The following is a 21,221-nucleotide window of genomic DNA, read 5'->3' as shown; positions in this document are numbered from 1 at the left end:
AAGTATAGTTAAATGTTGTCTAGTTAGGATAGATGAAAATTAGGTAGAAATATTGTGATACAAATAAGATGTATAAAACTGAATATTTACTTTTCACAATATTTTTTCAGCAAAATGTTTTATTCTTTCAAGAGCTTTTGCTATTTTATCTATAGAATATGCATACGATACGCGGATGTATCCTTCACAGCTTGGACCAAATGCATTTCCGGGTACTACTGCTACCTTTTCTTCTTTTAGGAGCTTTTTACAAAATTCCTGAGAAGTCATACCTGTCTTTTTTATTGGAGGAAAAATATAGAAAGCTCCTTTTGGTTCAAAACAGTCAAAACCTATTTCACGAAATCCATTTACGATAAACTTTCTTCTCTGGTTGTACGTTTCACGCATCTTTACTATATCTTCTTCACATTCGTATATCCCTTTTATGGCTGCGTACTGCGCAGTGATTGGAGCACATATTGTTGTATACTGATGAATTTTGTTCATTGCTTCTATAAATTCATGCTCTGCTGCAATGTATCCTAACCTCCAGCCTGTCATGGCAAAAGCTTTTGAAAAGCCGTTTATAAGTATTGTCCTTTCTTTCATCCCTGGAAGCGAGGCTATGCTTACGTGTTTCCCTTTATAGATCAGTTCGCTATATATTTCGTCAGAAATTACGATCAAATCATTTTCAATTATCACATCTGCAATTTCTTCTAATTCTTCTTTTTTCATGATTGCATCTGTGGGGTTATTGGGATAAGGCAAAATTAATACTTTCGTCTTTGAAGTTATTTTTGATTTTAGGTCATCAGGAGTAAGTATAAAATTGTTTTTTTCATCAGTAGGTATGAATACAGGAACACCTCTTGTCAGAATTACGCAGGGGGCATATGAGACATAGCTGGGTTCGGGAATTAGGACTTCATCACCATCGTTTAAAAGGGCTCTAAGCGCTAAATCAATAGCTTCGCAAGCACCAATAGTAACCATAATTTCTTTCTCAGGGTAGTAATTTAAGTTATAATGTTTCTTTTTAAAAAGTAAGAGATGGCTATTCTAAGTTCGAGTAGACCTAAGTTTGATGTATATGTGGTATTTCCCCTATTTAGGGTCTCAATTTCTTCTTTTCTTATTTTCCATGGAGTTACAAAATCTGGTTCGCCAACTCCTAATGATATTATATTTTTTGAGTTAGTTACAAGATCAAAAAATTTCCTAATTCTAGATGATGGTATACTTTTTACTACCTCAGATATGTATTTGTTTGTATTCATGGTGTTATCACCAGTCTTTTGTCGTCTTGATTTTCTTCAAATAAAACACCATCTTTTTTATACCTTATCAGTATAAAGTGGGTTGTGGTGCTCAATACTCCTTTAATAGGAGCGAGCTTTTCAGCCACAAATAGCGCTATTTCTTTCATAGTTTTGCCTTCTACTTCTACGGAAAGGTCATATGTTCCAGAGATCAAGGATACAGATTTTACTTCTTCAAACTGGCATATTCTTGAGCTATGGCGTTAAATCCCAGGTCTTGTTGTGGTGCTACTTTTACGTCTATGAGAGCGGTAACTATTTCACAATTTGTTTTTTCCCAGTTTATTAGTGAGAATATTTTAGGATTATTTTTTTGTCTTCAAGCTCTTTTATTGTATTTCTTACTTCTTCTTCAGTAAGCTCAAGAGCTACCACAATTTGCTTTTCCGTAAGCCGGCTGTTTTCTTGTAAAAGTTCAATAATTTTCATGGTTTTGTCCATACTTTTGCCCTTCTTCCTGAATGATATTTTATTCATCATTATAATACTAACATGAATGCGATTCAATAATTTAATAAGTTGAAGTGAGGAATTTTAGAAGTAATTAATGTCAAGTCTATGTTGATTTTTTGTTTTGAACAAGTATGATGAATTTTTGGATTTTAAAAGATCAAATTTTTGTATGCAATCAAATGAGATTTTAATATTTGGTAATTGACTCAACTGTGATATAATTACAGTAGAAGCAAAGGGGGAAATTTTCATATGGGACAAGAATACGATATTGCTGCCAAAAGTATATTTTCAAATCTTGCTGATGATATAGCATCATATTTTTTAGGACTTACATACACAAAAATAGATGAACTTAATATCGAGTTTACAATAGTTGAAAGCAGAGAAAGTGATATGATATTTAAATGCACTACTGACTACGGTGACATTGCTCTACATATGGAATTTCAGACATATAATGACAATAAAATGCCCTATAGAATGTTAAGATACGCTACAGAAATAATGGAAAAACATAACTTAGTGCCGTACCAAGTAGTAATTTATTTTGGCAAAAATGAATTAAAGATGGAGGATAAATTAGACTATCATTTAGGAAAAAAGAATTTTTTAAACTTTCACTACAGGCTAATAGACATGGGAGAAGTAAAATTTGAAGATATTGCTGAAACTAAATATTACGACTTATATGCTTTTTTACCTCTGGTAGACAAAGAGAAGAGACAAAAAGAGGAAGAGGAATATCTTAAGAAATGCGCTGAAGCAATAAGAGATATGCCAGTAGATAAGGGAAAGAAGGAAAATATAGTGACATCAGCCCAGATACTGGCAGGGATAGTGTATGATAAGGAAATTATAGAAAGGATTTTTTCGGAGGTGATAGGAATGTCTATACTTGAGGAATCAAAAATATACAGAGAAATATTAGAGAAGGGTAAAAAAGAAGGGGAAAGAGAAAAAAGTATAGAGATAGCCAAAGAACTTCTAAAAGAAGGAATGGATATTAACAAAATTGCTCAAATTACCAAATTATCTGTAGAAGAAATAAAAAAATTATTAAATTAGAGCCTAAATCAAGGCTTTTTTTTATTTTACAAGCATCGGTACGGATTTTTCATTTTCGCTTCGCTCAAATCAAAAATCCGAATCAATACAGCACCACCGCAGGCGGCAAAGCCGCAGCGGTCGTGCTTTTTTGTTTGCCACCGCACGAGAAATTATAAGCCTGCTCGCCTATCGGTCAAGGGGCAAGCCCTAGTAGGTCGGTGAGCATATCCTCCCTTGCTTGCGCTCGATCCGGTATCCCTCCCCGACCCCTTGACCTTCGGCTCGCAGGCTGCTTCGTTTTTTACTGCCGGGGCAAACAACAACCAACCAAAAAATGAGGAGGTGTGGGTGCATGGCGTAAGAAAGTAAGCTATAGCGCTGGGTTGTCAAATACGAGCGAGTAAAAAACTTTAGGGGAGGGAATGCAAAATGGCTGCTAGAGAAATTGCTGAGGAAATAAGAAAAAATCTAAAGAAGCACGGCATAACATCAAAGCAGGTAAGCGTCAGAGCTAAAACATACCTTTTAGATAAGTCAATTGAAGTTAGAATTAAAGACTTGAAGGTCTCTAAAAAGCTTGTAGAAGCTTTTGCTAAAAAGTATGAGTATATAAGGTGGGATGACTATACAGATGACATACTTGCTGGAGGCAATACTTACGTTACTGTTGACTTCGACTACAAAACTTTAAGAGAGAAAGCTGAAAAATTTAGAAACACAGCCAGAAAAATACTGAAAGAGAAAGACAAATATAAAAAAGATAAACTAATGAGATTAGCAGAAAAAGAAGATTTAATGCTACTATACCAGCCTCATCATAATGGAACTTACCCTCATATTAAACTGTGCAAAAGAAATGAGCAGAGCTGCATTTTGGACAACATTGAAAGCTATTATGCTGCTGACGAATATGGGCTAAGTGAAGCTCTAGCAATTTTAGCATATCAATACGGGTTCGATTTTACTAAGATAAAGATATAGCAATAGTAGAGCGTTAACTTTACCATGGCACTAAAGAGAAAACTTTGAGAAATTTTGTATAGAAATGTTGGAATATGTTATGATATAATAATTAATGTGAAGAAAGATTTTCGAGATATGTGGGAAAAGGCATTCCCCTGCATGGGGCACTTCGGGAAATCTCACATAAGGAAAGGGGGAATGCCGATGTGGAAAAAAGTATAATCAATCTACTAACTATGGTAACAGCAGTTGTAGGATTGTACATTGTAGTTAATGCACCCAAATCCATAACAATTAAAGTAGAAATTGCAAATTTTAAAATAGAGATAAATACAAAAAAAGAATAGGTAGCTCACATCTACCTATTCCCACATCCCACATATCTATGACACCCGAAGTGTCCCTTCATTTATTATTATACCACATCTTTTAGAAATTAAAAGGGGGAAACAAAAATATTGACCGTTTTTTTAAGTATTATAACTGCATTAATAGTATTTATTGCTTCTTGTGTGCTCTTCAATATTAACTTTGATTACAAAAGTAAATTTTTAAAGATTTCTATAAAAACAGAAAAAGATTCTTGATGAAGGTAGGATAAAGTACGTTCAAAGTTGAGAGCGATTCGCCGCTACCATCCATGCGCAAACTGTATCGTCTACCGAAAGCCTGAAATGGGCTTCAATTCTAGCAGGGTAGACGATTATTTTATTGATATATGTTGGTAAAATTTGTTTAATTTTGTGAGGGTCACCCGCTTCCAACACTTCTTTGCCTTTTAGAAGGTATTCTTTTATCTTTTCTTCTGTTACAAAAGAAGAATCAGGTAAGTTATCCATCTCTTTTAATCTTGTTTCTATTTCGATTTTTTGCTGCTCAAGTTCGGTTAATTTATCATCAAGACTGGGATGAAAATATCCTCGTGCTATTACGTCTACAATCATATTTATGCCTTTTACAACATCTTCATATCTTTTTGCGAGTATCTTTCTTTCTTCGTTTCTTTCTAGAATTATTTTTTTATTTTCTTCATTTAGTTTTTCGACAAGCTTTGGTAGTGCAGCTTCAAAAAATACTTTTTTAGATAATTCAGACAAAAGAGACTTATCAAAAATCTTCTGTCTGATAATAGTAGTGTAACTGGAAAAGCTGTATAATAATCTTCGAAGACTTTGTTCCAATCAGCTTTGTTTTCTTTGCCGTCAAGATCAATACCAAGAACAATATAGCAGGTAGCTTTTTTAACTTTGGAAGAATCTTTAATTTCACAATGATAAGCATCAATAATTATAGCAAATGCTTCTTGTGGTAGTTCCCTTTACTTGAAAAAATCTAGCTCTTTTTTAAGGTTGTTTTTGATTTTAGTAATTTCTTCTTCAGAATAAGGTAAATTCAAACTTTTAAGATCGTTTAAAAGTGAACTTTCCGAATAACTATTGACGAATTTCAATAGATATATTTTTTACTGTTTCAACGAATACAACAGGAAAACCCTGATCTTACATATTCCATGGGTTGTCACTAAAAATTATCCTACAGTATCTTGACACTATCTAGAGAGTGTAATGGATTTATTATCCCTGTGAAGTGTGTTATAATTACAATAGAAGGTAATTAAGGAGAAACGGGAGGAAGAAGATGAACTCAACATTGAATTTATGAAAGTTGAAAACAGAGAAAGTGACATGGTCTTTAAAAGCAGTACCGAGAAAGGAGATATTGCTGTACATATATAATTTCAATCCAGCAATGATGATAAGATGCCTTACAGGATGCTAAGATATTCCCTTGAAATAATGGAAAAACACAATCTAATACCTTATCAAATAGTAATTTACATGGGAAAAAATGAGTTAAAAATGGAAGACAAATTAAATTACAACTTAGGAGAACAAAATATTTTAGACTACAGGTATAGAATAATTGATGTAGAGGAAATAAAATTTACAGACATTACAAAAACAGATTATTATGACTTATATGCACTTTTGCCTTTAATGGACAAAGAAAAAAGAAAGAGAGAAGGAGAAAATTATCTTAAAGAGTGTGTGGAAGCAATTCAATAAAGAATATGCCTGTAGATACGGCCAAGAAAAAAGACATAGCTTTTAAGGCAGAAATATTATCGGGTATAGTTTACAGCAGGGAAGTCATAGAGAGAATTTTTTCGGATATGCACGCTCTTCAAACTAAAAAGCGGGATATATTAATGTGATAGATATATGAATATAGATATTATAAAATTCATGGGAAAAATATGAAGATGCAGGAATGTTACTTAAATAAAGCATTAAAATCAAATATAACAGAATTTAATGGAGAGGTGCAAATAATGTCTAAAAAAACATCCAGACTCTGCATTATAGACAGATTTGAAGGTGATTGGGCAGTAATAGAATATGGAAATAAAACATTCAATTTTCCGAAAGAACTTCTTCCTCAAAACGCAAAAGAAGGAGATGTGCTTATATTTAACGTCATAATAGACGAAAAAGAAACAGAAAACCGCAAAAAGATAATGGAAGACCTTGCAAAAGAATTGTTTAAAGAGGAATAATGTATGTTAAATATGTTTGCCAAAATTATTAAACAAGTAAGATGTACAACGAGTTTATCATAAACATGGAAAGGAGTATGAATATTATGTATGAGAACTACGATGTGAAATACGAAATCAAAAAAGATTGGTGGTTAATTGCGATCATCATATTGATATGGATTTTTACGTTTACTGTTTTTGGACGTTTGCCGGATAAAATTCCAATGCACTGGAATATTTCGGGCCAAGTGGATAGTTTTGGTCCAAAACATGATATATTTATTTTGCCGTCAATTATTACTGGAATATATTTCGCAATGTTGTATATACCCCTTATTGACCCTAAAAGAGCCAATTATGGTAAATTTGCTGGAGCTTATAGAGTGATAAGGGCAGTTTTAGTAATTATTTTATCAGAAGTATATTTTGTTTCTACATATTCTGCATTAGGTTATAAGATTGATATAAATAGAATGGGCAATCTTATTATTCCTTTTATGCTGATTGGATTTGGAAGTGCTATGGGTAAACTTCGCCATAATTATTTTGTAGGGATAAGAACTCCATGGACGTTGGCGGATGAAGAGGTATGGAATAAGACACACCAGCTAGGCGGAAAACTATGGCTTATTGCAGGTATTATCGGTTTATTTGCTTCCTTTTTCACCGGTACATGGGTGGCTGTTTTGATGTTTGTGCTGTTAATTACTGCTGTTATAGTACCGATTGTATATTCTTATATAGTTTTCAAAAACAAAGAAAAGTAAAGTAGACAATACTATGGGAAATAATAAATTAGGCTTATTTGTAGTTTTATTAGGAATATTTGTAATATCTACTACAACATATCTAAGCAGACATATTTATATTACTGATTTTTTGCGAGGGATATTTAACGGGGTAGGCATCGGATTAGAAATTATAGGGATTATTATCATGCAGCAAAAGAAGCTACATTTAAAATTTATGTAAAATTTCCCAAAGTGTCCTGTGACAGGGGAATGCTCTTCTTTCGCATATCGATATTTTAAATGAACTATTCATTTCAGCAAATTCGTTCTTACCTTCATTATCAATTTCCACTGTAAAGTCATAATTTGATAGTTTTTCAACAAGAACATTAATCTGCTTCATTGAGATTCCTAATAATTTTGTTATAGCAAATCCTACAATTATTGATATTACCGTCAACAAGATAAATACTCCTATAAAGATACCTCTTGATTTTGAAAAGCTAAATTTGCTTTATTTACAACTTCCATTAAATTTTTAGCATTTAATTCAACTGATTATGCCATTTTAGAATTATACAAATTATTCATAGCTTCTTAAAATCTTCATGTTATTTATAACAAAAAATGAAATTATTCCAAAAGAAATGGCAACTATTCCTATTAGAATAAAAAGTAAAGTTGTTATTTTTACATTTTTCAGTATGTTTTTACTTCCTTTTACGTTCACGTTCTGAACATCAGTTCTATCTCCTCTGAAGTTTTAGGTCTCGATATATAATAACCTTGTATTTTGTCACAACCCCATTCCTTTAGCATACTAAGCTGTTCCCCTGTTTCTACCCCTTCCGCTACGACTTCATAGTTCATTTCCTTTGAGATATACAAAATTCCCTTAATTAATGTTTTTACTTTGTTTTCGTCAATCCTGTCAATAAGGCTTTTGTCCATCTTAATAGTGCTTATAGGAAACTCTATCATGTTTATTAAGGAAGAATATCCAACTCCAAAATCATCTAGCGAAATCTTTATTCCCCTTCTTAAAAATTCGTCTATTTTATTTACCTTTTGCTCTTTAATATCTAATATTTGAGTTTCAGTAAATTCTATGCCGATGAGATTTGATGGTATATTGTATTTACTAATAAGCTCATCAAATTTAAAGAAAAACTCATCGTCCCTAAGCTGAAGGGGAGAAACATTGATGTTAACCTTAAGCTCGATACCCTTATTCCGCCAATCTTTTATTTGTTTAAAAACATCTTCAATAATAAAAATACCAAATTCTTTGATAAGACCAGTCTCCTCAAGCACTGGAACGAATCGAGAAGGAGAGATGTCGCCATATTTGTCGTTCCTCCACCTTGCAAGGGCTTCAACTTCCCTTATCCTATTCTCTCTCAAATCATAAATAGGCTGAAATAAAAGGTAAAACTCGTTGTTTAACATCGCTTTCTTGATATCTACCATCATTTCAGCTTTTTCGATTATCTTGTCCTCTATAGTTTTGTCAAAAATGACATATTTTGATTTGCCCAATTTTTTAGCTTCAAACATTGCAGCATCTGCTTTTCTTATAATATCATCCATATGTTCGCCTACTTTTGATACATAAATGCCTGCGCTCACTGTTGTTAAGATATCTCTTTCCTCAACTTTGAAAACATAATTAAACTTTTCTATAACATTTTCTATAACGCTTATTGCTTCATCCAAATTACAGTGAAAAAGAACAACGAACTCATCACCCCCAAACCTGAAAATCTTTCCCTTTTCTTTTACTATTTCAATCAGCATCTTGCTTATTTCAACTAACACTTTATCCCCAAAATGATGTCCATAGGAATCATTAATGTATGTGAAATTATCAAAATCAAGGAGTGCAACAACAAATTGGCAATTGCTAGAGCTATAATACTCATATAAAAAATATCTGTTTGGAAGGTGGGTCAAATAATCATAATAATACTTCTTATCTCTAAGTTCCTTTTTCTTCAACACATAAATCATCCTTTCATATTCGGTCGGCGGTATCGAAGATATGCCGGACAGAAATGATATATTCTTCAAAATCAAACAGATTCATGGGAAAGGCTCCCATTCCCACGGTGAATTTTTCAAAAGCCAACTGAAACAAATTAAATAATGTCTTCAACGACTTTTTCATCTTTGTCTAAATATAATTTTATTTTTTCACCATTTTTTAATTTGTAGCCTATTTTATCAAAGTATAATTCGACTCCTTCATAGCCGTAAAGGATTTTTACTATTGAATTTTTACTTCCCTTTAATAATACGTAACTACCGACGCCGTGCGATCCGGCTTCTTTTACAAAGATATTTTTGGCAAATTCGATCGTGCTCATTTTAACCTTACCATTAATAGAAACCGAACCATTTGTAGAAATTTTTGTGTTATAACAGCCTGCTTCTGAGGTTATAATTACGTCCTTCATAGCATAAATTTTGCTGTCATGAACCCATTTTGCAAGTATACGCCCCTTGTTTTCATGTTCCTCGGCTAAAATCCTTGATATGAAGAGGATTTTTTCATAAATTTCTTTTAATGAATTCAAATGTTTTATAAGACCAATAATATCGTAATCCAAAATGTTGTTGAGCGTTTTAACGAGACTTTTTAAATACTCCAGAAGATTTTGAAGTACATTTGAACTACGTATCATACTTATTTCTCTTGATGATGTTTTTAACTCTTCTTTTAAGGTTTCGATTAATTTGATTTTCTCGCTTAAATGTCTGGAATTATTCATAACCGTTGGTAGTTCTTTAATATGGACAAAAATTGCCGATAATTTCTCAACAATAAGATTTACGGCGTGAAGTTCTATTTTATCAAAAATGTTTCCTGGTAAAAAACCGGCATGTAACTGGCTATCAACAATTCCGCCATGGATAATAATATTTTGCCCTCCCTGAACTACTGATTCGTAAACTGAACCAAGTATCTGAACATTTCCTGAAACAATTATTTGATTGCCTTTTTCGACATTTCCGTTTATTATAACATCACCATCGAATGTTACAGGCCTTGAATTCTTCGTGATACTTCCTTCGTAAATTAACATGGGAATAGAATTAAATAAATATACAACTTTATCATTTTCGTCTTTTTTATGTACAACCGGTCTTATGTCAGCTATCGCAACTATCTTATCTTCATCTTCTTTAAAAACTATGGAATCGCTGAGAATTTTTACTTCAACATCTCTTACAGGCGGTGCATGTATAATTCTACCTCTTACGCTAATTCCATTTTCACCTTTTATGGGTTTATGTAGTTTTCCGATAACATCACCTTTTCTTGCAAAGGGTATACTTGCCATCTTAAATATATCTTCTTCAGAGAATGTTTCGGTATAAAGAATTCTCGGTTTATCGGTTTTTATAATAAATTCCAGATAACCATCCCTGCCACTTTTATATGGTATTCCTCTTGCTATTACTGCTTCTTTTTTATTTTGGGTATATACGCTAATTAACGCACTTTTATCTACACTCACTATAATTCCATTCTTACGAAGATCGCTTTCCAGTATATTTAAAAATTCATGAATATCTACATCACCCCAGGAAGAAAAAAGGTTTTTTTTAAGGTTGCAATCATTTCATCATCCGAAATTTCTACAATAACCCCCATTTTCTTCAAAACATCACTTAATTCTATTTTCATAAAAACACCCCCGCATGTTAGGCGCCCCAATGGATATTAATGGATATTCTATATTCAAATATATATTCTGCCTCATTGTAAGCTCAAAGCGACTATATCTATTAACTTCAAAACTTATTATTCTGAAATTGCTATCTTCCGTTGTCCTTATTGTGGTAAAACTCTTGAAAAATCAAAGCTCGTAGGGAATGTGATATCCATAAATGCAAGAACTCTTCTCGCCCTTATTATCTTGATAAATATTTAAAAAACTATTTAAAAAACTATTTAAAAAACAAATTGCATGGGGTTCAGGCAATATTGGACTTTTGTTTTGTTTGACAAACTCGTCTGCTTTAAGTCAGCCTTATATGCAGTTCTTGGTCATCGGGCCGGGATTTATCATCTAATGTAATTTGGATGATTATTTTCGTTTTTTTTTTGAGAAAAAGACAATATAAATTTTTTTAGTTGTTTTCAAGTTATAACTTACTTACAAAAGCAAAGATATACAATATAAATAGTTAACTGTTTTGTTTTTTACATTATTATCTGTTAAAGTACTATATTCGACAAAAAAAGCATAATTCCTTCTTAAAAAATTAAAAAAAAAAAAAAAAAAAAAAAAAAATTACAGAAAAAATTGTTTATTCTCTTTCACTAATTGTATATTTAATCCTTTCCCAAAAAATAAATAATTTTTGTAGAAAGATTTGGTAATATTTATCACTATTTACTAAACTAGGATTTATTTCTTTAAAGCCTTTCATATCTCTATGCTCAAGACTTTTCGTTTTAAATTCTATATTATGCCACATCCAATTGTTGTTTTTATATACTTTGATTTTTACTGTATTATCTTCCTGTGCGCTCAAACATGCTGCCTTTATAAAATACGGGAAATAAATATCTAACTATACTCAATACAGGTGTTTTGTCTTTCAATACTTTTCCCTTCGTCATATTGTGCTTTCCTTCTCCAGGTAGGATATTGTCAAAAGTTTTTACTCTAAAATTCGTTCAAATGCTTTATTTATTGAAAGATTTATCTACTATTTTGATTTTAAACTTTACAACTTTAATGCATTTCACATCAATAGCAACTTTACAAATTTTTTTTATGGGAATACACAATTATAAATGAGGAAAATTTTACGCAAAATTTGCACTTGAACGGAAAATTTTTATTGTGTTTTTTGAGGGAAAAAAGTATAATAATATTTCGGAAAATAAAACTCTTGAGTAATTTTTCGAAAATACATAAAGGGTTTTATAATCTCCATCTACTTCGCATTAATTGGGGGTACTAACTGATGAACGCTGCTTTTCCAAAGAAAATCCTTATTGTAGAGGACAGCAAACTTAATGCACAAATAGCAGCAGAAATTCTAAATAAATACGGATACAAAACAGAGATAATCACATCAGGAGAGGAGACTGTTAAAAAAGTAGTAAATAGTGTTCAAAGTCCAGATTTAATTCTTATGGACATAGAACTTAGAGGAACAATCGATGGGATAGATACAGCAAGAATAATTCAACACCATAAAGATATCCCAATTTTATTTCTAACTGCTAATGCCAGTAAAGAAATAATGGAAAAAATAAAGTCAGTTTCAGCTTATGGGTATGTTCTTAAGGGTGTAGATGAGTATGTACTCATATCTCAAATAGAAATGGCTTTTAAGCTTTATGAGGCTAAAATACAGATAAAAAAGAGAGAAGAGTTATTCCACAGTATGTTTGAAAGCCATGATGTAGTGATGCTACTTATCGAACCAGAATCAGGACGCATTATTGATGCTAACAAAGCTGCCTGTCATTTCTACGGTTATTCCAAAGAAACTATGCTGCAGATGGACATAGAAGCTGTTGTTGGCGTTTCTACCATAGACGGTGGTCAAAAGTGTTCGGAAGCTTTAAAGAAGGGTTGTAATCCCTGCCTTTGCTTCCAACGGTTAGCTAACGGAGAAGAGAGATTAGTAGAAGTATATTCATCCCCTGTAGATTATCAAGGAAAAACACTGATGCATCTGATTATCTTTGACATTACTGAACAATGGAAAGCAAAGAGAGAGCTTGAATTTTATAAAAATCTTTTTGAAGACTCACTCAATGAAATTTACATATTCCATCCACAGACACTAAAATTCATTGCAGTAAACGGGGGTGCGAAGAAAAATTTAGGATATACTGAAGAAGAGTTCAAAGAAATGACTCCTGTTGACTTAAAACCGGAGTTTACATTGCAAAGCTTTAAAGAACTTCTTGCCCCTCTTTCTAAAGGAGAACAGAAGCAAATTATCTTTAACACAGTACACCGCAGGAAAGATGGTTCTCTTTATCCAGTAGAAGTTCACTTGGAACTTATAGAATTTGGGAAAGAAAAAGTATATGCAGCACTTGTGATTGATATAACGGAGCGTAGAACAATGGAAAAAGAACTGAAGGAAAGGAATGAGATTTTAAGCACTATAATGAAGTCTGCAGGAGATGCCATTATTATGATTGACGACAAAGGGAACGTAACTTTTTGGAACCCTGCAGCGGAGCGTATACTTGGATATTCAAGAGAAGAAATAATAGGAAAAGAATTACACGCACTTATGATTCAAGATGAACGACTGTACGAAGTATATAGAAAAGCATTTAAAAGATTCCGCTTGACCGGCAAGGGGAATACTGTAGGGAAAACAATCGAGCTAAAAGCAAGACATAAAAACGGCTATGAAATTGATGTAGAACTTTCACTTTCTGCTGTAAAAATTAAAGATGCATGGCATGCAATAGGCATAATTCGCGACATAAGCGAGCGCAAAAGATTGGAGGAATTACTTTATCACCAATCTATTACCGATCCCCTTACAAATACTTATAACAGGCGTTTTTTCATGCAGATGCTGGAGCAGGAAATAGAGCGAGTAAAACGAAATAGAAGGCCATTTTCCCTTATTATGTTTGACTTAGATCATTTCAAAAAGGTAAATGACCGTTTTGGGCATGCTGCAGGAGATATGGTTCTTAAAAGTGTTGCCGATACAGTAAAAGAAAGGATACGCAAGACAGATTGTTTTGCGCGCTGGGGAGGAGAAGAATTTATAATCCTCCTGCCTGAAACTTCTTTGAATAATGCAGTTGATCTGGCTGAAGAGCTTAGAAAACAGATAAGTAGGATGGAACTGCAAGGAATAGGGGATGTAACAGCAAGCTTTGGAGTAACTGAATATAGGGACACTGATACCATTGACACAGTTCTTATTCGAGTAGACAACATGTTGTATGAAGCAAAAGGCGCAGGAAGAAATTGCGTAAAAAGCTGTAAATTTGACATAGAAGGAGGATAAGGAAGAGGCTATAAGTAGCCTCAATAAAAGAGCTATGGGAGAAAGAAAAGACAGAAAGAGCATTCTAATATTGAAAGTAAAAAGTAGAAAAGAATTGTTTGATTTAGTAATTGTGGAACAATCAAAAAAATGAATTTCCACATGCCGCTAAAAATTGAATCCAATAACCCTATAATACCCACAAATATCCAAAGCCGACCGCCTGTTAGATGGGATTTATTTCACGCCTTTTTATCCGCAAGTATCTAAGGAGTTCTAATGTCTATAAAATAATCTCTTAGTAAATTTTCCTTCACATTTTCTTCAAATTTTTAATTTAAAATAATCTTATACTAAGAGTACACACAAATTTTTCATCAAAGAAAAAAGATAAATGAGAGGAGAAAAAACTATGTTTGACTTCACGTTAACTACCTATAAAAAACAAAAGAGTTGATTGAGGACTTAAAAAAAGAACTTAAAGAGGAAAACTTTGGTGTGTTATGGGAATTTGAATTGCACAAAAAACTCGCTGAAAAAGGGCTGCCTTATAATCACAGTGTAACAATTTTAGAAGTTTGTAATCCTAATGCCGCTGCAAAAATTATCGCAATTGACCCAATGGCAAGCTACTTTCTACCATGTAAAATTGTAATTATAGAAGATACAAAAGAAACAAAAGTAGGTGTTTTAAAATTAGCTCAATTATTCTCACATATGGACAGCGATAATGTAGAAATTAAAGACATTGCTAAAGAAATTGAGGAACGTTTAATAAAAATAATCAATAAGGTTGTTTAATGAAAAAGGTCAAATGACTCCCTAAATTATCGTATAAGAGCCCCAGCTTTTTATTTTTACAAAAAGCTGGGGCTCTTGCACAGAGACAATATTTATAAATTCTCTTTAATTTAAATAAATGAATTTATAAATTGCCCTGATGGCAGCAACATTGACCAGAAATATGAAGATATAATTAAAAACTTAGTATAAAAATTTCGAGTTTTTGTGTCTACTATATTGACATAAATCCAGGTACCACCTAATGCACCTTATTGAAACCACTCCTCTTGTCTTTTTTTCGTGTATTCTAAAAGGGCAGCGCACATGCATTGCCCTTTTGCTATTACGACTCCAAGAGCGCTTCAGGTTGAGAAAGAAGTTCCGCCAGCCGAGTTAAGAATCTCGCAGCAGGTGCGCCGTTTATTACCTGGTGATCTACAGTAAGACTAAGAGTCATAAATTGTGCGGAGCGGACGTTTCCATTCTCAAGAACTGGTCGTTCCACTATTCTTCCAATACCGAGAATTGCAGATTGCTTTGGATATAGCACAGGGGTAAAGAAACCAATACCATAAGTACCCAGATTTGTAATCGTAAAGGTACCTCCTTGTAGCTCTTCTGGCTTTATAATACCTTGCAGAACTGCATCAGTAAGCCGGCGTCTCTCAACAGCCATTTCATTAAGATTGAGTCTATGAGCATTTTTGATTACAGGCACTAAAAGTTCATCGCCACGGGCAACAGCAAATCCCAAGTGAACTTCTGCAGGCAGTATCATATCGTCTCCATCAATAATAGCCTGCATTTCAGGATTTTCTAAAATCGCCCGAACCACTGCTTTATGTATAAGATCCGTCATGTTGGCAGGTGAACCTTTTTGTCTAAGCTCCATGCGGACTTTGATTAACGCGCTTACATCTATCTCCCGCCCTAATGTAAACTGTGCAGTTTCTCGCAGGCTTTGTAACATCCTCGCACCAACTAAACGTTGAGTAGGAGTGAGGGGTACCCTTTTTGCTTTTAAATCTGTCTTTTCAGAACGTTGAGCAAATTTCTTAACATCCTCCTCAGTAATACGACCGCCCGGGCCGGTTCCCGGTACTGCCTCCAGAGAAATTCCCAATTCACGGGCAAGCTTACGGGCTGCAGGGGTGGCTCTTACATCTCCTGTCCTGTTACCGGGATCCTGGGTATCCACTGGAGTACTCTGGGATCTCTGCTCCGTCTCGCCGTGGATGTGGGTCGTTTCCTCTGGCGCATAGACTGGAGGTATCGCAGATTCACTACCTCCAGCCACCTCCGTGGCCTCTTCTTCGATCAAGCAGAGCGGCTGCCCAACCTTAACTACATGGCCTTGGGGGCATAGGATTTTTGTAAGTATGCCGCTTACTGGAGCCTGGATTTCAACAACTACTTTTTCAAATTGTACTTCCAGCAGCAATTCGTCTGCTTGTACTGGCTGTCCTTCATCCTTGAACCAATTCACCACAAACCCTTCTATTCCATTTGATGCTACGTTAGGCATGCGAAATTCGTATGGCATAAGATATCAGTCCTCCTGCTTTGAAATTTCATTATTATGACCTGAGCAATTCCTTAACTGCATTCACAATTTTAGAACTTAAAGGTAATACAAACTGTTCCAAAGGACGAGAATATGGGATAGGCACGTCTGGAACTGCTAACCGTTTGACAGGCGCTTCTAAGTAGTCAAAAGCATGCTCAACTACAGTTGCAGCAACTTCTCCGCTCATACCATAGCTCAAGTAGTCTTCATCCACTACCAATACTCTACGAGTCTTTTTTACAGTATTTATTATGGCTTCGCGGTCTAATGGCACCAATGTCCTGAGGTCCAGAACCTCAACGCTTATACCTTCTTTTTCCAGTTCTTTAGCCGCCTCTAATGCTTGATAGACGCCCATAGCCACGCTGATTATCGAAACATCTTTTCCTTCCCGTTTTACCTCTGCTTTACCAAACGGGATCGTATAAGGCTCCTCAGGGACAGGGCCAGTGCTGTCCTTAATAAGGGTCATCCAACCCAGACCAAGTAACCCCTTGTGGAACATGTATAGAACAGGATTGTCATCCCGTATGGCTGAAATCATCAGACCTTTGGCGTCATAGGGAGTAGAAGGTACAACTACTTTGAGACCAGGCAGATGAGCGAAAGTCCCCCAAAGACACTGTGAATGCTGTCCTGCATCGTTGTAACCACCACCAACCGCAGTCATGAGCACCAAAGGTATCCGAATATTTCCCCCTGAAAAGTAAGTGTTTTTGGCAATGTGATTATAAATTTGATCCATACACACGCCAAAGAAGTCTACAAACATTAATTCTACTATAGGACGCATACCTTCCATAGCAGCTGCTAAAGCAGCACCTATAAAACCTGTTTCGGAAATGGGTGTATCGATAGCTCTTTCTGGCCCAAATTTTTCATATAGCCCAGCTGTGGCACTGAATATACCTCCATATACACCTACGTCCTCACCCATGACAAAAACTCTCGGATCCCTTTCCATCTCCAAACTAATGGCCTCAGCAATTGCTTTTGCCATAGTAAGCTTTCGCGTGGTTTTCGCAGACATAATTTTCTCCTCCTTTACATACTATTCACCACTAAACGCGTAACTCACTATTCTACAAACACGTGAAGTAGAGCTTCTTCCGGTGCTGGGTAGGGTGACTCCCGAGCAAACAAGAAAGCATCCTCAACACGCTTCCGTGCTTCATCGTCTAATTGTTTAATTTCAGCTTCTTTGGCTATGCCATTTTCAATAAGGTATTTCCTGAACCGCTTAATTGGATCATTTTGCTTTAGACGTGGAACTTCGTCCTTGGGTCTATAGACTTCTGGATCACCCTGGAAATGCCCAAAGAAACGATCTGTTTTAACTTCAATAAGAGTTGGACCCTCCCCCTGGCGCGCTCGCTCTACTGCCTCGCCAGCAGCATCGTAGACAGCTAAGACATCGTTTTCTCCCACGTATATTCCGTGTATACCATATGCAACTGCACGGTCAGCATTTCTACTAATAGCTGTGGACTTTTGTTTTGGTACAGAAATTGCCCAACTATTGTCCTCACATACAAACACCACAGGTAGCTTCCAAATTGCAGCTAAGTTAAGCCCCTCATGAAAAGCACCCTGATTTGCAGCACCGTCACCAAAAAAGGCCACAGCTACACGTTTTTCCTTGCGCATTTTGAAAGCTAGAGCTGCCCCTACTGCTTGGGGAATGCTAGCACCGACGATACCGCTGCAGCTGAAGTGTACATCAGGGTCAAAGAGGTGCATGTGACCACCTTTGCCGCGGCCTAAACCGGTAACTTTGCCAAATATTTCTGCTGTCATGCGTTTGAGATCTACTCCTTTTGCAATAGCAAAGTGGTGAGGCCGGTGAGTACCGACTACAGCATCCTCCTTATTAAGGTGCATGCATACCCCTACAGCTACAGGCTCCTGTCCTGCAGCTAAATGCATCTCACCAGGGACTGGGCCTGATGCAATGTTGAATACTGGGTATTTCCCTTCCTGATAGGCTTCAGCCATGGTTTCCTCATATAATCGAATTGTAACCATCTCAAGGTACATACGCATAAGAGTTTCTTTGGGAATGTTCATACCTTTTCACTCCTATCTATTTACAATTTTTCAATTTTTTACAATATACTACCCTGCTTTATAATATCAAAGAAGGTGAATATGTTTTAATTTCTTTTGTTACATCCCCCCCTTTTAGATTTTGCATTAAATATATTCTTGCAAAAAATATGCCAGCACCCATTATTGAGTGCTGGTTTACTCATCTCTTGATTTTTACAAGAAATTATGAAATCTTAATCTGCTTCTTTGTAACTTATGTCTCTTTTTGTAACGTTAGATTTTGGAACACCATAACGAGTCTTTAGCCCATATTTATAAAGCTTCCTATACAAAGTGTTCCGTGCTATGCCTAAGGCTTCAGCAACTTTGGTTATATTACCTCCATAATGTTCGAGAAGTCGACTAATCTCCTGCTTTTCCAGTTCAATAAGAGAGGTAGAAGAAAAAGTACAGCTGTTCTCGCGGATAGTTTGAGAGCCAGACAAGTAAGGTGGCAAATGATTAACAGAAATTGTACTACCCTCTGCTATATTCACTGCCCATTCTGCCACATTTCGTAATTCCCTAATGTTTCCTGGCCAGTCGTAATTACTTAATAAAGGCCAAATTGATGGATCAATATTGGTAATATTTTTGCCTAATTTTTGCGAAAATTTATTGACAAAATGTTGAAAAAGAAGAGGTATATCACTTTTGCGTTCTCGTAACGGGCATAAATGAATAGTGAGAACTCTCAGGCGATAATACAAATCCTCTCGAAATTTTTTCTCTCTTACTAACTTCGTTAAATCCGAATTGGTCGCAGCAATAATTCGAACATCTAACGGTATCTCCTTATGTCCGCCTATTCGAACTACCTTTTTTTCTTCTAACACTCGTAAAAGGTAAACCTGTATATCCATAGGCATATCGCCTATCTCGTCTAAAAATAAAGTACCTCCTTGTGCTTGTTCAAATTTACCTGGCTTGCCCTCTGGTCGTGCACCGGTAAAAGCTCCGCCTACATAGCCGAAAAGCTCACTTCCAATTAATTCTCGCGGCAAAGCACCACCATTTATCGCCACAAAAGGTCCTTTCCTACCGCTAGCCTCATGAATGGCTCTTGCAAAAAGGTCTTTCCCTGTCCCTGTCTCTCCTAAAATAAGGACTGGTGCATCGCTATTTGCTGCAATTTGGGCTAATCGTATACTTTCACGCAAACAGGGATGATTTCCCAATATTACTTCGAATCCTTTTAAGGCTGGAGGAGAGCTTATATAAAATTGACTACCTTCATGCATTTTTAGAGCTATTAGAGCCGCTACATTTTCATTGTAATAACCACTTATAGGTGAAACATCTGCGCTACACCGCAAGATACCTTTTCTACTTTGCACTAATATTTCCTTGTTTTTTATACTCTGCCGCGCTTTTATGAGGAATAGGATTTCCTGCGAATTGTCAAATATTTCATCAGCTCTTCGTCCTATTAAATCTTCTTTTTTCCATCCCAAAACTTTCTCAGATGCATAATTAACCTTGATTAATCTTCCTGTATTATCCATCACTAATAAGGGATCACTGTTGTTTTCTAAGAAGTATTCTGAGAGTTGTCTGTAAGGTAAAGTTTCTTTAAAGGCTTTACTCTGCTTCAAATTGTTTTCAATCGCAATTGCAGAAGATACTATAGTAGCTAATGCCAGTTTATTTTCTCGGTACCAAGGTCCCGAAAGATCAATAACTCCAATAGGTTTTCCTTCCGGACTAAAAATTGGAGAACCAGTACATGTCCAAGAGTGAAGTCCACGAGAGAAGTGTTCAGCCCCAGTTACATCAAGGGCTTGCCCTATAACCATTGCAGTTCCTATACCGTTAGTGCCAACTTTATCTTCTCGCCAGCATGCGCCAGGAATGAAATTGGTTCTTCGAGCTAGGTCTATAGTTTCCTGGTGGTTCCCTAATGTCTCTAATATATAACCGTCCTCTCCTACTAAAACTGCAAGGAAACCATAGTCACCAGACAGCGATAAAAGCTTTTCCATAATCGGCCTAGCAGCTTGAATTAGTTCTTCTTGTTTTTCTCTGACTTCTTTTAAAGCGGCACCCTCGATAATTTCTTGTCCTTGTTCCTGGTACGGATCGACGCCTGCAATTTTGCTCCTTTCCCAAGATTTAAGTATTTCCGACCTAACGATTTGTTTTGAGATAGTCATGGTGTTTTGAAAGTCGTTCCATTGATGCCACACTTCTTCATAAACTCCATAAAAATTTTCTTTCATTCACCTCTCCCCCCGTACCAAGTTATATCAGATAAACCCCTAATTTAGGGGGTTATCAAACCCTATAATACTTGATACAAAAAGATTTGAGAAAAAGAAGGCTTCCCTCCCTTTAGTGTCGAAGGTAGGAATTACCGAAACCCAAAACCCACAAAGGAAGAAACTCTATGTTATATTTCGACAACCACTACGCAATCTCCTTCTTCGTTCTTTATTAAATTTTTACTTGAAAATTTTTCTTATAGCTGCAAAGCACTTTACTACAATAACTCTTAAGAGAGATTTGTATTCATCTGATATAGCTAATCCTATCAAATGAAATAGATTTTTTATTTCCCTCTCAGTAAATTCGTAATTTTGTAACGCATAAGAAATTTCCAAAAGATAATTTTCTATTAAAATTTGGTCATCAATCATAGATGATATTAATTTATCAATTTTTTTCTCCACTTCTGCATCATCTTCAAAATTTATCCCTATAAGTATATCACCAGGTATTCTCAGATCTTTTAATCTTTCATCTTTAAATAT

At 35.1% G+C, this 21,221-nt stretch carries 18 protein-coding genes and 4 pseudogenes; 9 read left to right on the top strand and 13 right to left on the bottom strand.

Going from position 1 to position 21,221, the window contains the following annotated elements; all coding sequences use genetic code 11:
- Nucleotides 1-93: 93 nt before the first annotated feature.
- Nucleotides 94-1,262: pseudogene (locus THESIDRAFT1_RS04305) on the bottom strand (aminotransferase class I/II-fold pyridoxal phosphate-dependent enzyme).
- Nucleotides 1,259-1,745, bottom strand: a pseudogene (locus THESIDRAFT1_RS04300) (Lrp/AsnC family transcriptional regulator). The pseudogenes THESIDRAFT1_RS04305 and THESIDRAFT1_RS04300 overlap by 4 nt, the downstream one beginning before the upstream one ends.
- A gap of 264 nt (nucleotides 1,746-2,009) precedes the next feature.
- On the opposite strand from THESIDRAFT1_RS04300, the gene THESIDRAFT1_RS04295 reads away from it, so the two are divergent.
- The 3 genes from THESIDRAFT1_RS04295 to THESIDRAFT1_RS13360 all read left to right on the top strand — a co-directional run bounded on the left by THESIDRAFT1_RS04295 (nucleotide 2,010) and on the right by THESIDRAFT1_RS13360 (nucleotide 4,117).
- Nucleotides 2,010-2,825 (top strand): Rpn family recombination-promoting nuclease/putative transposase, encoded by an 816-nt coding sequence (locus tag THESIDRAFT1_RS04295; RefSeq protein WP_006569621.1) that lies wholly within the window; start codon nucleotides 2,010-2,012, stop codon nucleotides 2,823-2,825.
- Nucleotides 2,826-3,236: 411 nt separating this feature from the next.
- Nucleotides 3,237-3,788 (top strand): hypothetical protein, encoded by a 552-nt coding sequence (locus tag THESIDRAFT1_RS04290; RefSeq protein WP_006569620.1) that lies wholly within the window; start codon nucleotides 3,237-3,239, stop codon nucleotides 3,786-3,788.
- 188 nt (nucleotides 3,789-3,976) lie between these two features.
- Nucleotides 3,977-4,117: a hypothetical protein gene (locus THESIDRAFT1_RS13360; protein WP_004398757.1), complete on the top strand. Its 141-nt coding sequence runs from the start codon at nucleotides 3,977-3,979 to the stop codon at nucleotides 4,115-4,117.
- Between the two features lie 261 nt (nucleotides 4,118-4,378).
- Here the strand turns inward: THESIDRAFT1_RS13360 and THESIDRAFT1_RS04285 are convergent, their stop codons facing one another.
- Together THESIDRAFT1_RS04285 and THESIDRAFT1_RS12910 are read right to left on the bottom strand one after the other, a co-directional pair.
- Nucleotides 4,379-4,951: a hypothetical protein gene (locus THESIDRAFT1_RS04285; RefSeq protein WP_039929158.1), complete on the bottom strand. Its 573-nt coding sequence runs from the start codon at nucleotides 4,949-4,951 to the stop codon at nucleotides 4,379-4,381.
- Nucleotides 4,921-5,208, bottom strand: a pseudogene (locus THESIDRAFT1_RS12910) (transposase); the annotation flags it as partial. The gene THESIDRAFT1_RS04285 and the pseudogene THESIDRAFT1_RS12910, both read right to left, overlap by 31 nt.
- Nucleotides 5,209-5,383: 175 nt before the next feature.
- Here THESIDRAFT1_RS12910 and THESIDRAFT1_RS04280 point away from each other — a divergent pair.
- The 4 genes and pseudogenes from THESIDRAFT1_RS04280 to THESIDRAFT1_RS04265 form a co-directional block, all read left to right on the top strand.
- Nucleotides 5,384-5,946 (top strand): annotated as a pseudogene (locus tag THESIDRAFT1_RS04280) (Rpn family recombination-promoting nuclease/putative transposase); the annotation flags it as partial.
- A gap of 156 nt (nucleotides 5,947-6,102) precedes the next feature.
- A complete protein-coding gene (locus tag THESIDRAFT1_RS04275; protein WP_039929490.1) occupies nucleotides 6,103-6,327 on the top strand; it encodes a DUF3006 domain-containing protein in 225 nt (74 codons plus the stop codon).
- Between the two features lie 86 nt (nucleotides 6,328-6,413).
- Nucleotides 6,414-7,076, top strand: coding sequence for an SdpI family protein (locus tag THESIDRAFT1_RS04270; protein ID WP_004398749.1), 663 nt, complete (start codon nucleotides 6,414-6,416; stop codon nucleotides 7,074-7,076).
- A 13-nt stretch (nucleotides 7,077-7,089) separates the two neighbouring features.
- Nucleotides 7,090-7,281 carry a hypothetical protein gene (locus THESIDRAFT1_RS04265; protein WP_004398746.1) on the top strand — a complete coding sequence of 64 codons (192 nt, stop codon included), beginning with the start codon at nucleotides 7,090-7,092 and terminating at the stop codon, nucleotides 7,279-7,281.
- Here the strand turns inward: THESIDRAFT1_RS04265 and THESIDRAFT1_RS04260 are convergent.
- The 4 genes from THESIDRAFT1_RS04260 to THESIDRAFT1_RS04245 form a co-directional block, all read right to left on the bottom strand.
- Nucleotides 7,267-7,503 carry a methyl-accepting chemotaxis protein gene (locus THESIDRAFT1_RS04260; protein ID WP_039929154.1) on the bottom strand — a complete coding sequence of 79 codons (237 nt, stop codon included), beginning with the start codon at nucleotides 7,501-7,503 and terminating at the stop codon, nucleotides 7,267-7,269. The two genes, THESIDRAFT1_RS04265 and THESIDRAFT1_RS04260, sit on opposite strands and share 15 nt — an antisense overlap.
- 263 nt (nucleotides 7,504-7,766) lie before the next feature.
- Entirely contained in the window at nucleotides 7,767-9,050 is a 1,284-nt protein-coding gene (locus THESIDRAFT1_RS04255; RefSeq protein WP_244262747.1) for a putative bifunctional diguanylate cyclase/phosphodiesterase, read from the bottom strand.
- Between the two features lie 128 nt (nucleotides 9,051-9,178).
- Nucleotides 9,179-10,567 (bottom strand): flagellar assembly protein A, encoded by a 1,389-nt coding sequence (locus THESIDRAFT1_RS04250; RefSeq protein ID WP_341853122.1) that lies wholly within the window; start codon nucleotides 10,565-10,567, stop codon nucleotides 9,179-9,181.
- Between the two features lie 790 nt (nucleotides 10,568-11,357).
- A complete protein-coding gene (locus THESIDRAFT1_RS04245) occupies nucleotides 11,358-11,585 on the bottom strand; it encodes a hypothetical protein (RefSeq protein ID WP_039929152.1) in 228 nt (75 codons plus the stop codon).
- Nucleotides 11,586-12,023: 438 nt separating this feature from the next.
- Here THESIDRAFT1_RS04245 and THESIDRAFT1_RS04240 point away from each other — a divergent pair, with 438 nt between their 5' ends.
- Nucleotides 12,024-14,054 carry a GGDEF domain-containing response regulator gene (locus THESIDRAFT1_RS04240; protein WP_006569616.1) on the top strand — a complete coding sequence of 677 codons (2,031 nt, stop codon included), beginning with the start codon at nucleotides 12,024-12,026 and terminating at the stop codon, nucleotides 14,052-14,054.
- Nucleotides 14,055-14,486: 432 nt separating this feature from the next.
- Nucleotides 14,487-14,834: a DUF302 domain-containing protein gene (locus THESIDRAFT1_RS04235; RefSeq protein ID WP_006569615.1), complete on the top strand. Its 348-nt coding sequence runs from the start codon at nucleotides 14,487-14,489 to the stop codon at nucleotides 14,832-14,834.
- 325 nt (nucleotides 14,835-15,159) lie between these two features.
- Here the strand turns inward: THESIDRAFT1_RS04235 and THESIDRAFT1_RS04230 are convergent, their stop codons facing one another.
- The 5 genes from THESIDRAFT1_RS04230 to THESIDRAFT1_RS04210 all read right to left on the bottom strand — a co-directional run bounded on the left by THESIDRAFT1_RS04230 (nucleotide 15,160) and on the right by THESIDRAFT1_RS04210 (nucleotide 21,140).
- Complete coding sequence (locus THESIDRAFT1_RS04230; RefSeq protein ID WP_006569614.1) at nucleotides 15,160-16,359, bottom strand: dihydrolipoamide acetyltransferase family protein; 1,200 nt, start codon at nucleotides 16,357-16,359, stop codon at nucleotides 15,160-15,162.
- Nucleotides 16,360-16,393: 34 nt separating this feature from the next.
- Entirely contained in the window at nucleotides 16,394-17,413 is a 1,020-nt protein-coding gene (locus THESIDRAFT1_RS04225; RefSeq protein ID WP_004401010.1) for an alpha-ketoacid dehydrogenase subunit beta, read from the bottom strand.
- A 47-nt stretch (nucleotides 17,414-17,460) separates the two neighbouring features.
- Nucleotides 17,461-18,450 (bottom strand): thiamine pyrophosphate-dependent dehydrogenase E1 component subunit alpha, encoded by a 990-nt coding sequence (locus THESIDRAFT1_RS04220; protein ID WP_006569613.1) that lies wholly within the window; start codon nucleotides 18,448-18,450, stop codon nucleotides 17,461-17,463.
- Nucleotides 18,451-18,665: 215 nt separating this feature from the next.
- Nucleotides 18,666-20,690 carry a sigma-54-dependent Fis family transcriptional regulator gene (locus tag THESIDRAFT1_RS04215; RefSeq protein ID WP_006569612.1) on the bottom strand — a complete coding sequence of 675 codons (2,025 nt, stop codon included), beginning with the start codon at nucleotides 20,688-20,690 and terminating at the stop codon, nucleotides 18,666-18,668.
- A gap of 222 nt (nucleotides 20,691-20,912) precedes the next feature.
- A complete protein-coding gene (locus THESIDRAFT1_RS04210) occupies nucleotides 20,913-21,140 on the bottom strand; it encodes a hypothetical protein (protein WP_003871258.1) in 228 nt (75 codons plus the stop codon).
- Between the last annotated feature and the right edge of the window lie 81 nt (nucleotides 21,141-21,221).

This window comes from Thermoanaerobacter siderophilus SR4, from assembly GCF_000262445.1.
In the GTDB taxonomy this organism is placed as follows: domain Bacteria; phylum Bacillota; class Thermoanaerobacteria; order Thermoanaerobacterales; family Thermoanaerobacteraceae; genus Thermoanaerobacter; species Thermoanaerobacter ethanolicus.
The sequence above is the reverse complement of the archived record's forward strand: the minus strand, read 5'-3'. Positions and strand labels throughout refer to the sequence as shown.

What these genes read in the sequence shown, in the direction of transcription:
- THESIDRAFT1_RS04295 (WP_006569621.1), top strand. Translation starts at nt 2,010, where the DNA reads ATGGGACAAGAATACGATATTGCTGCCAAAAGTATATTTTCAAATCTT.
- THESIDRAFT1_RS04290 (WP_006569620.1), top strand. Translation starts at nt 3,237, where the DNA reads ATGGCTGCTAGAGAAATTGCTGAGGAAATAAGAAAAAATCTAAAGAAG.
- THESIDRAFT1_RS04275 (WP_039929490.1), top strand. Translation starts at nt 6,103, where the DNA reads ATGTCTAAAAAAACATCCAGACTCTGCATTATAGACAGATTTGAAGGT.
- THESIDRAFT1_RS04270 (WP_004398749.1), top strand. Translation starts at nt 6,414, where the DNA reads ATGTATGAGAACTACGATGTGAAATACGAAATCAAAAAAGATTGGTGG.
- THESIDRAFT1_RS04265 (WP_004398746.1), top strand. Translation starts at nt 7,090, where the DNA reads ATGGGAAATAATAAATTAGGCTTATTTGTAGTTTTATTAGGAATATTT.
- THESIDRAFT1_RS04255 (WP_244262747.1), bottom strand. Translation starts at nt 9,050, where the DNA reads ATGATTTATGTGTTGAAGAAAAAGGAACTTAGAGATAAGAAGTATTAT.
- THESIDRAFT1_RS04240 (WP_006569616.1), top strand. Translation starts at nt 12,024, where the DNA reads ATGAACGCTGCTTTTCCAAAGAAAATCCTTATTGTAGAGGACAGCAAA.
- THESIDRAFT1_RS04230 (WP_006569614.1), bottom strand. Translation starts at nt 16,359, where the DNA reads ATGCCATACGAATTTCGCATGCCTAACGTAGCATCAAATGGAATAGAA.
- THESIDRAFT1_RS04225 (WP_004401010.1), bottom strand. Translation starts at nt 17,413, where the DNA reads ATGTCTGCGAAAACCACGCGAAAGCTTACTATGGCAAAAGCAATTGCT.
- THESIDRAFT1_RS04220 (WP_006569613.1), bottom strand. Translation starts at nt 18,450, where the DNA reads ATGAACATTCCCAAAGAAACTCTTATGCGTATGTACCTTGAGATGGTT.
- THESIDRAFT1_RS04215 (WP_006569612.1), bottom strand. Translation starts at nt 20,690, where the DNA reads ATGAAAGAAAATTTTTATGGAGTTTATGAAGAAGTGTGGCATCAATGG.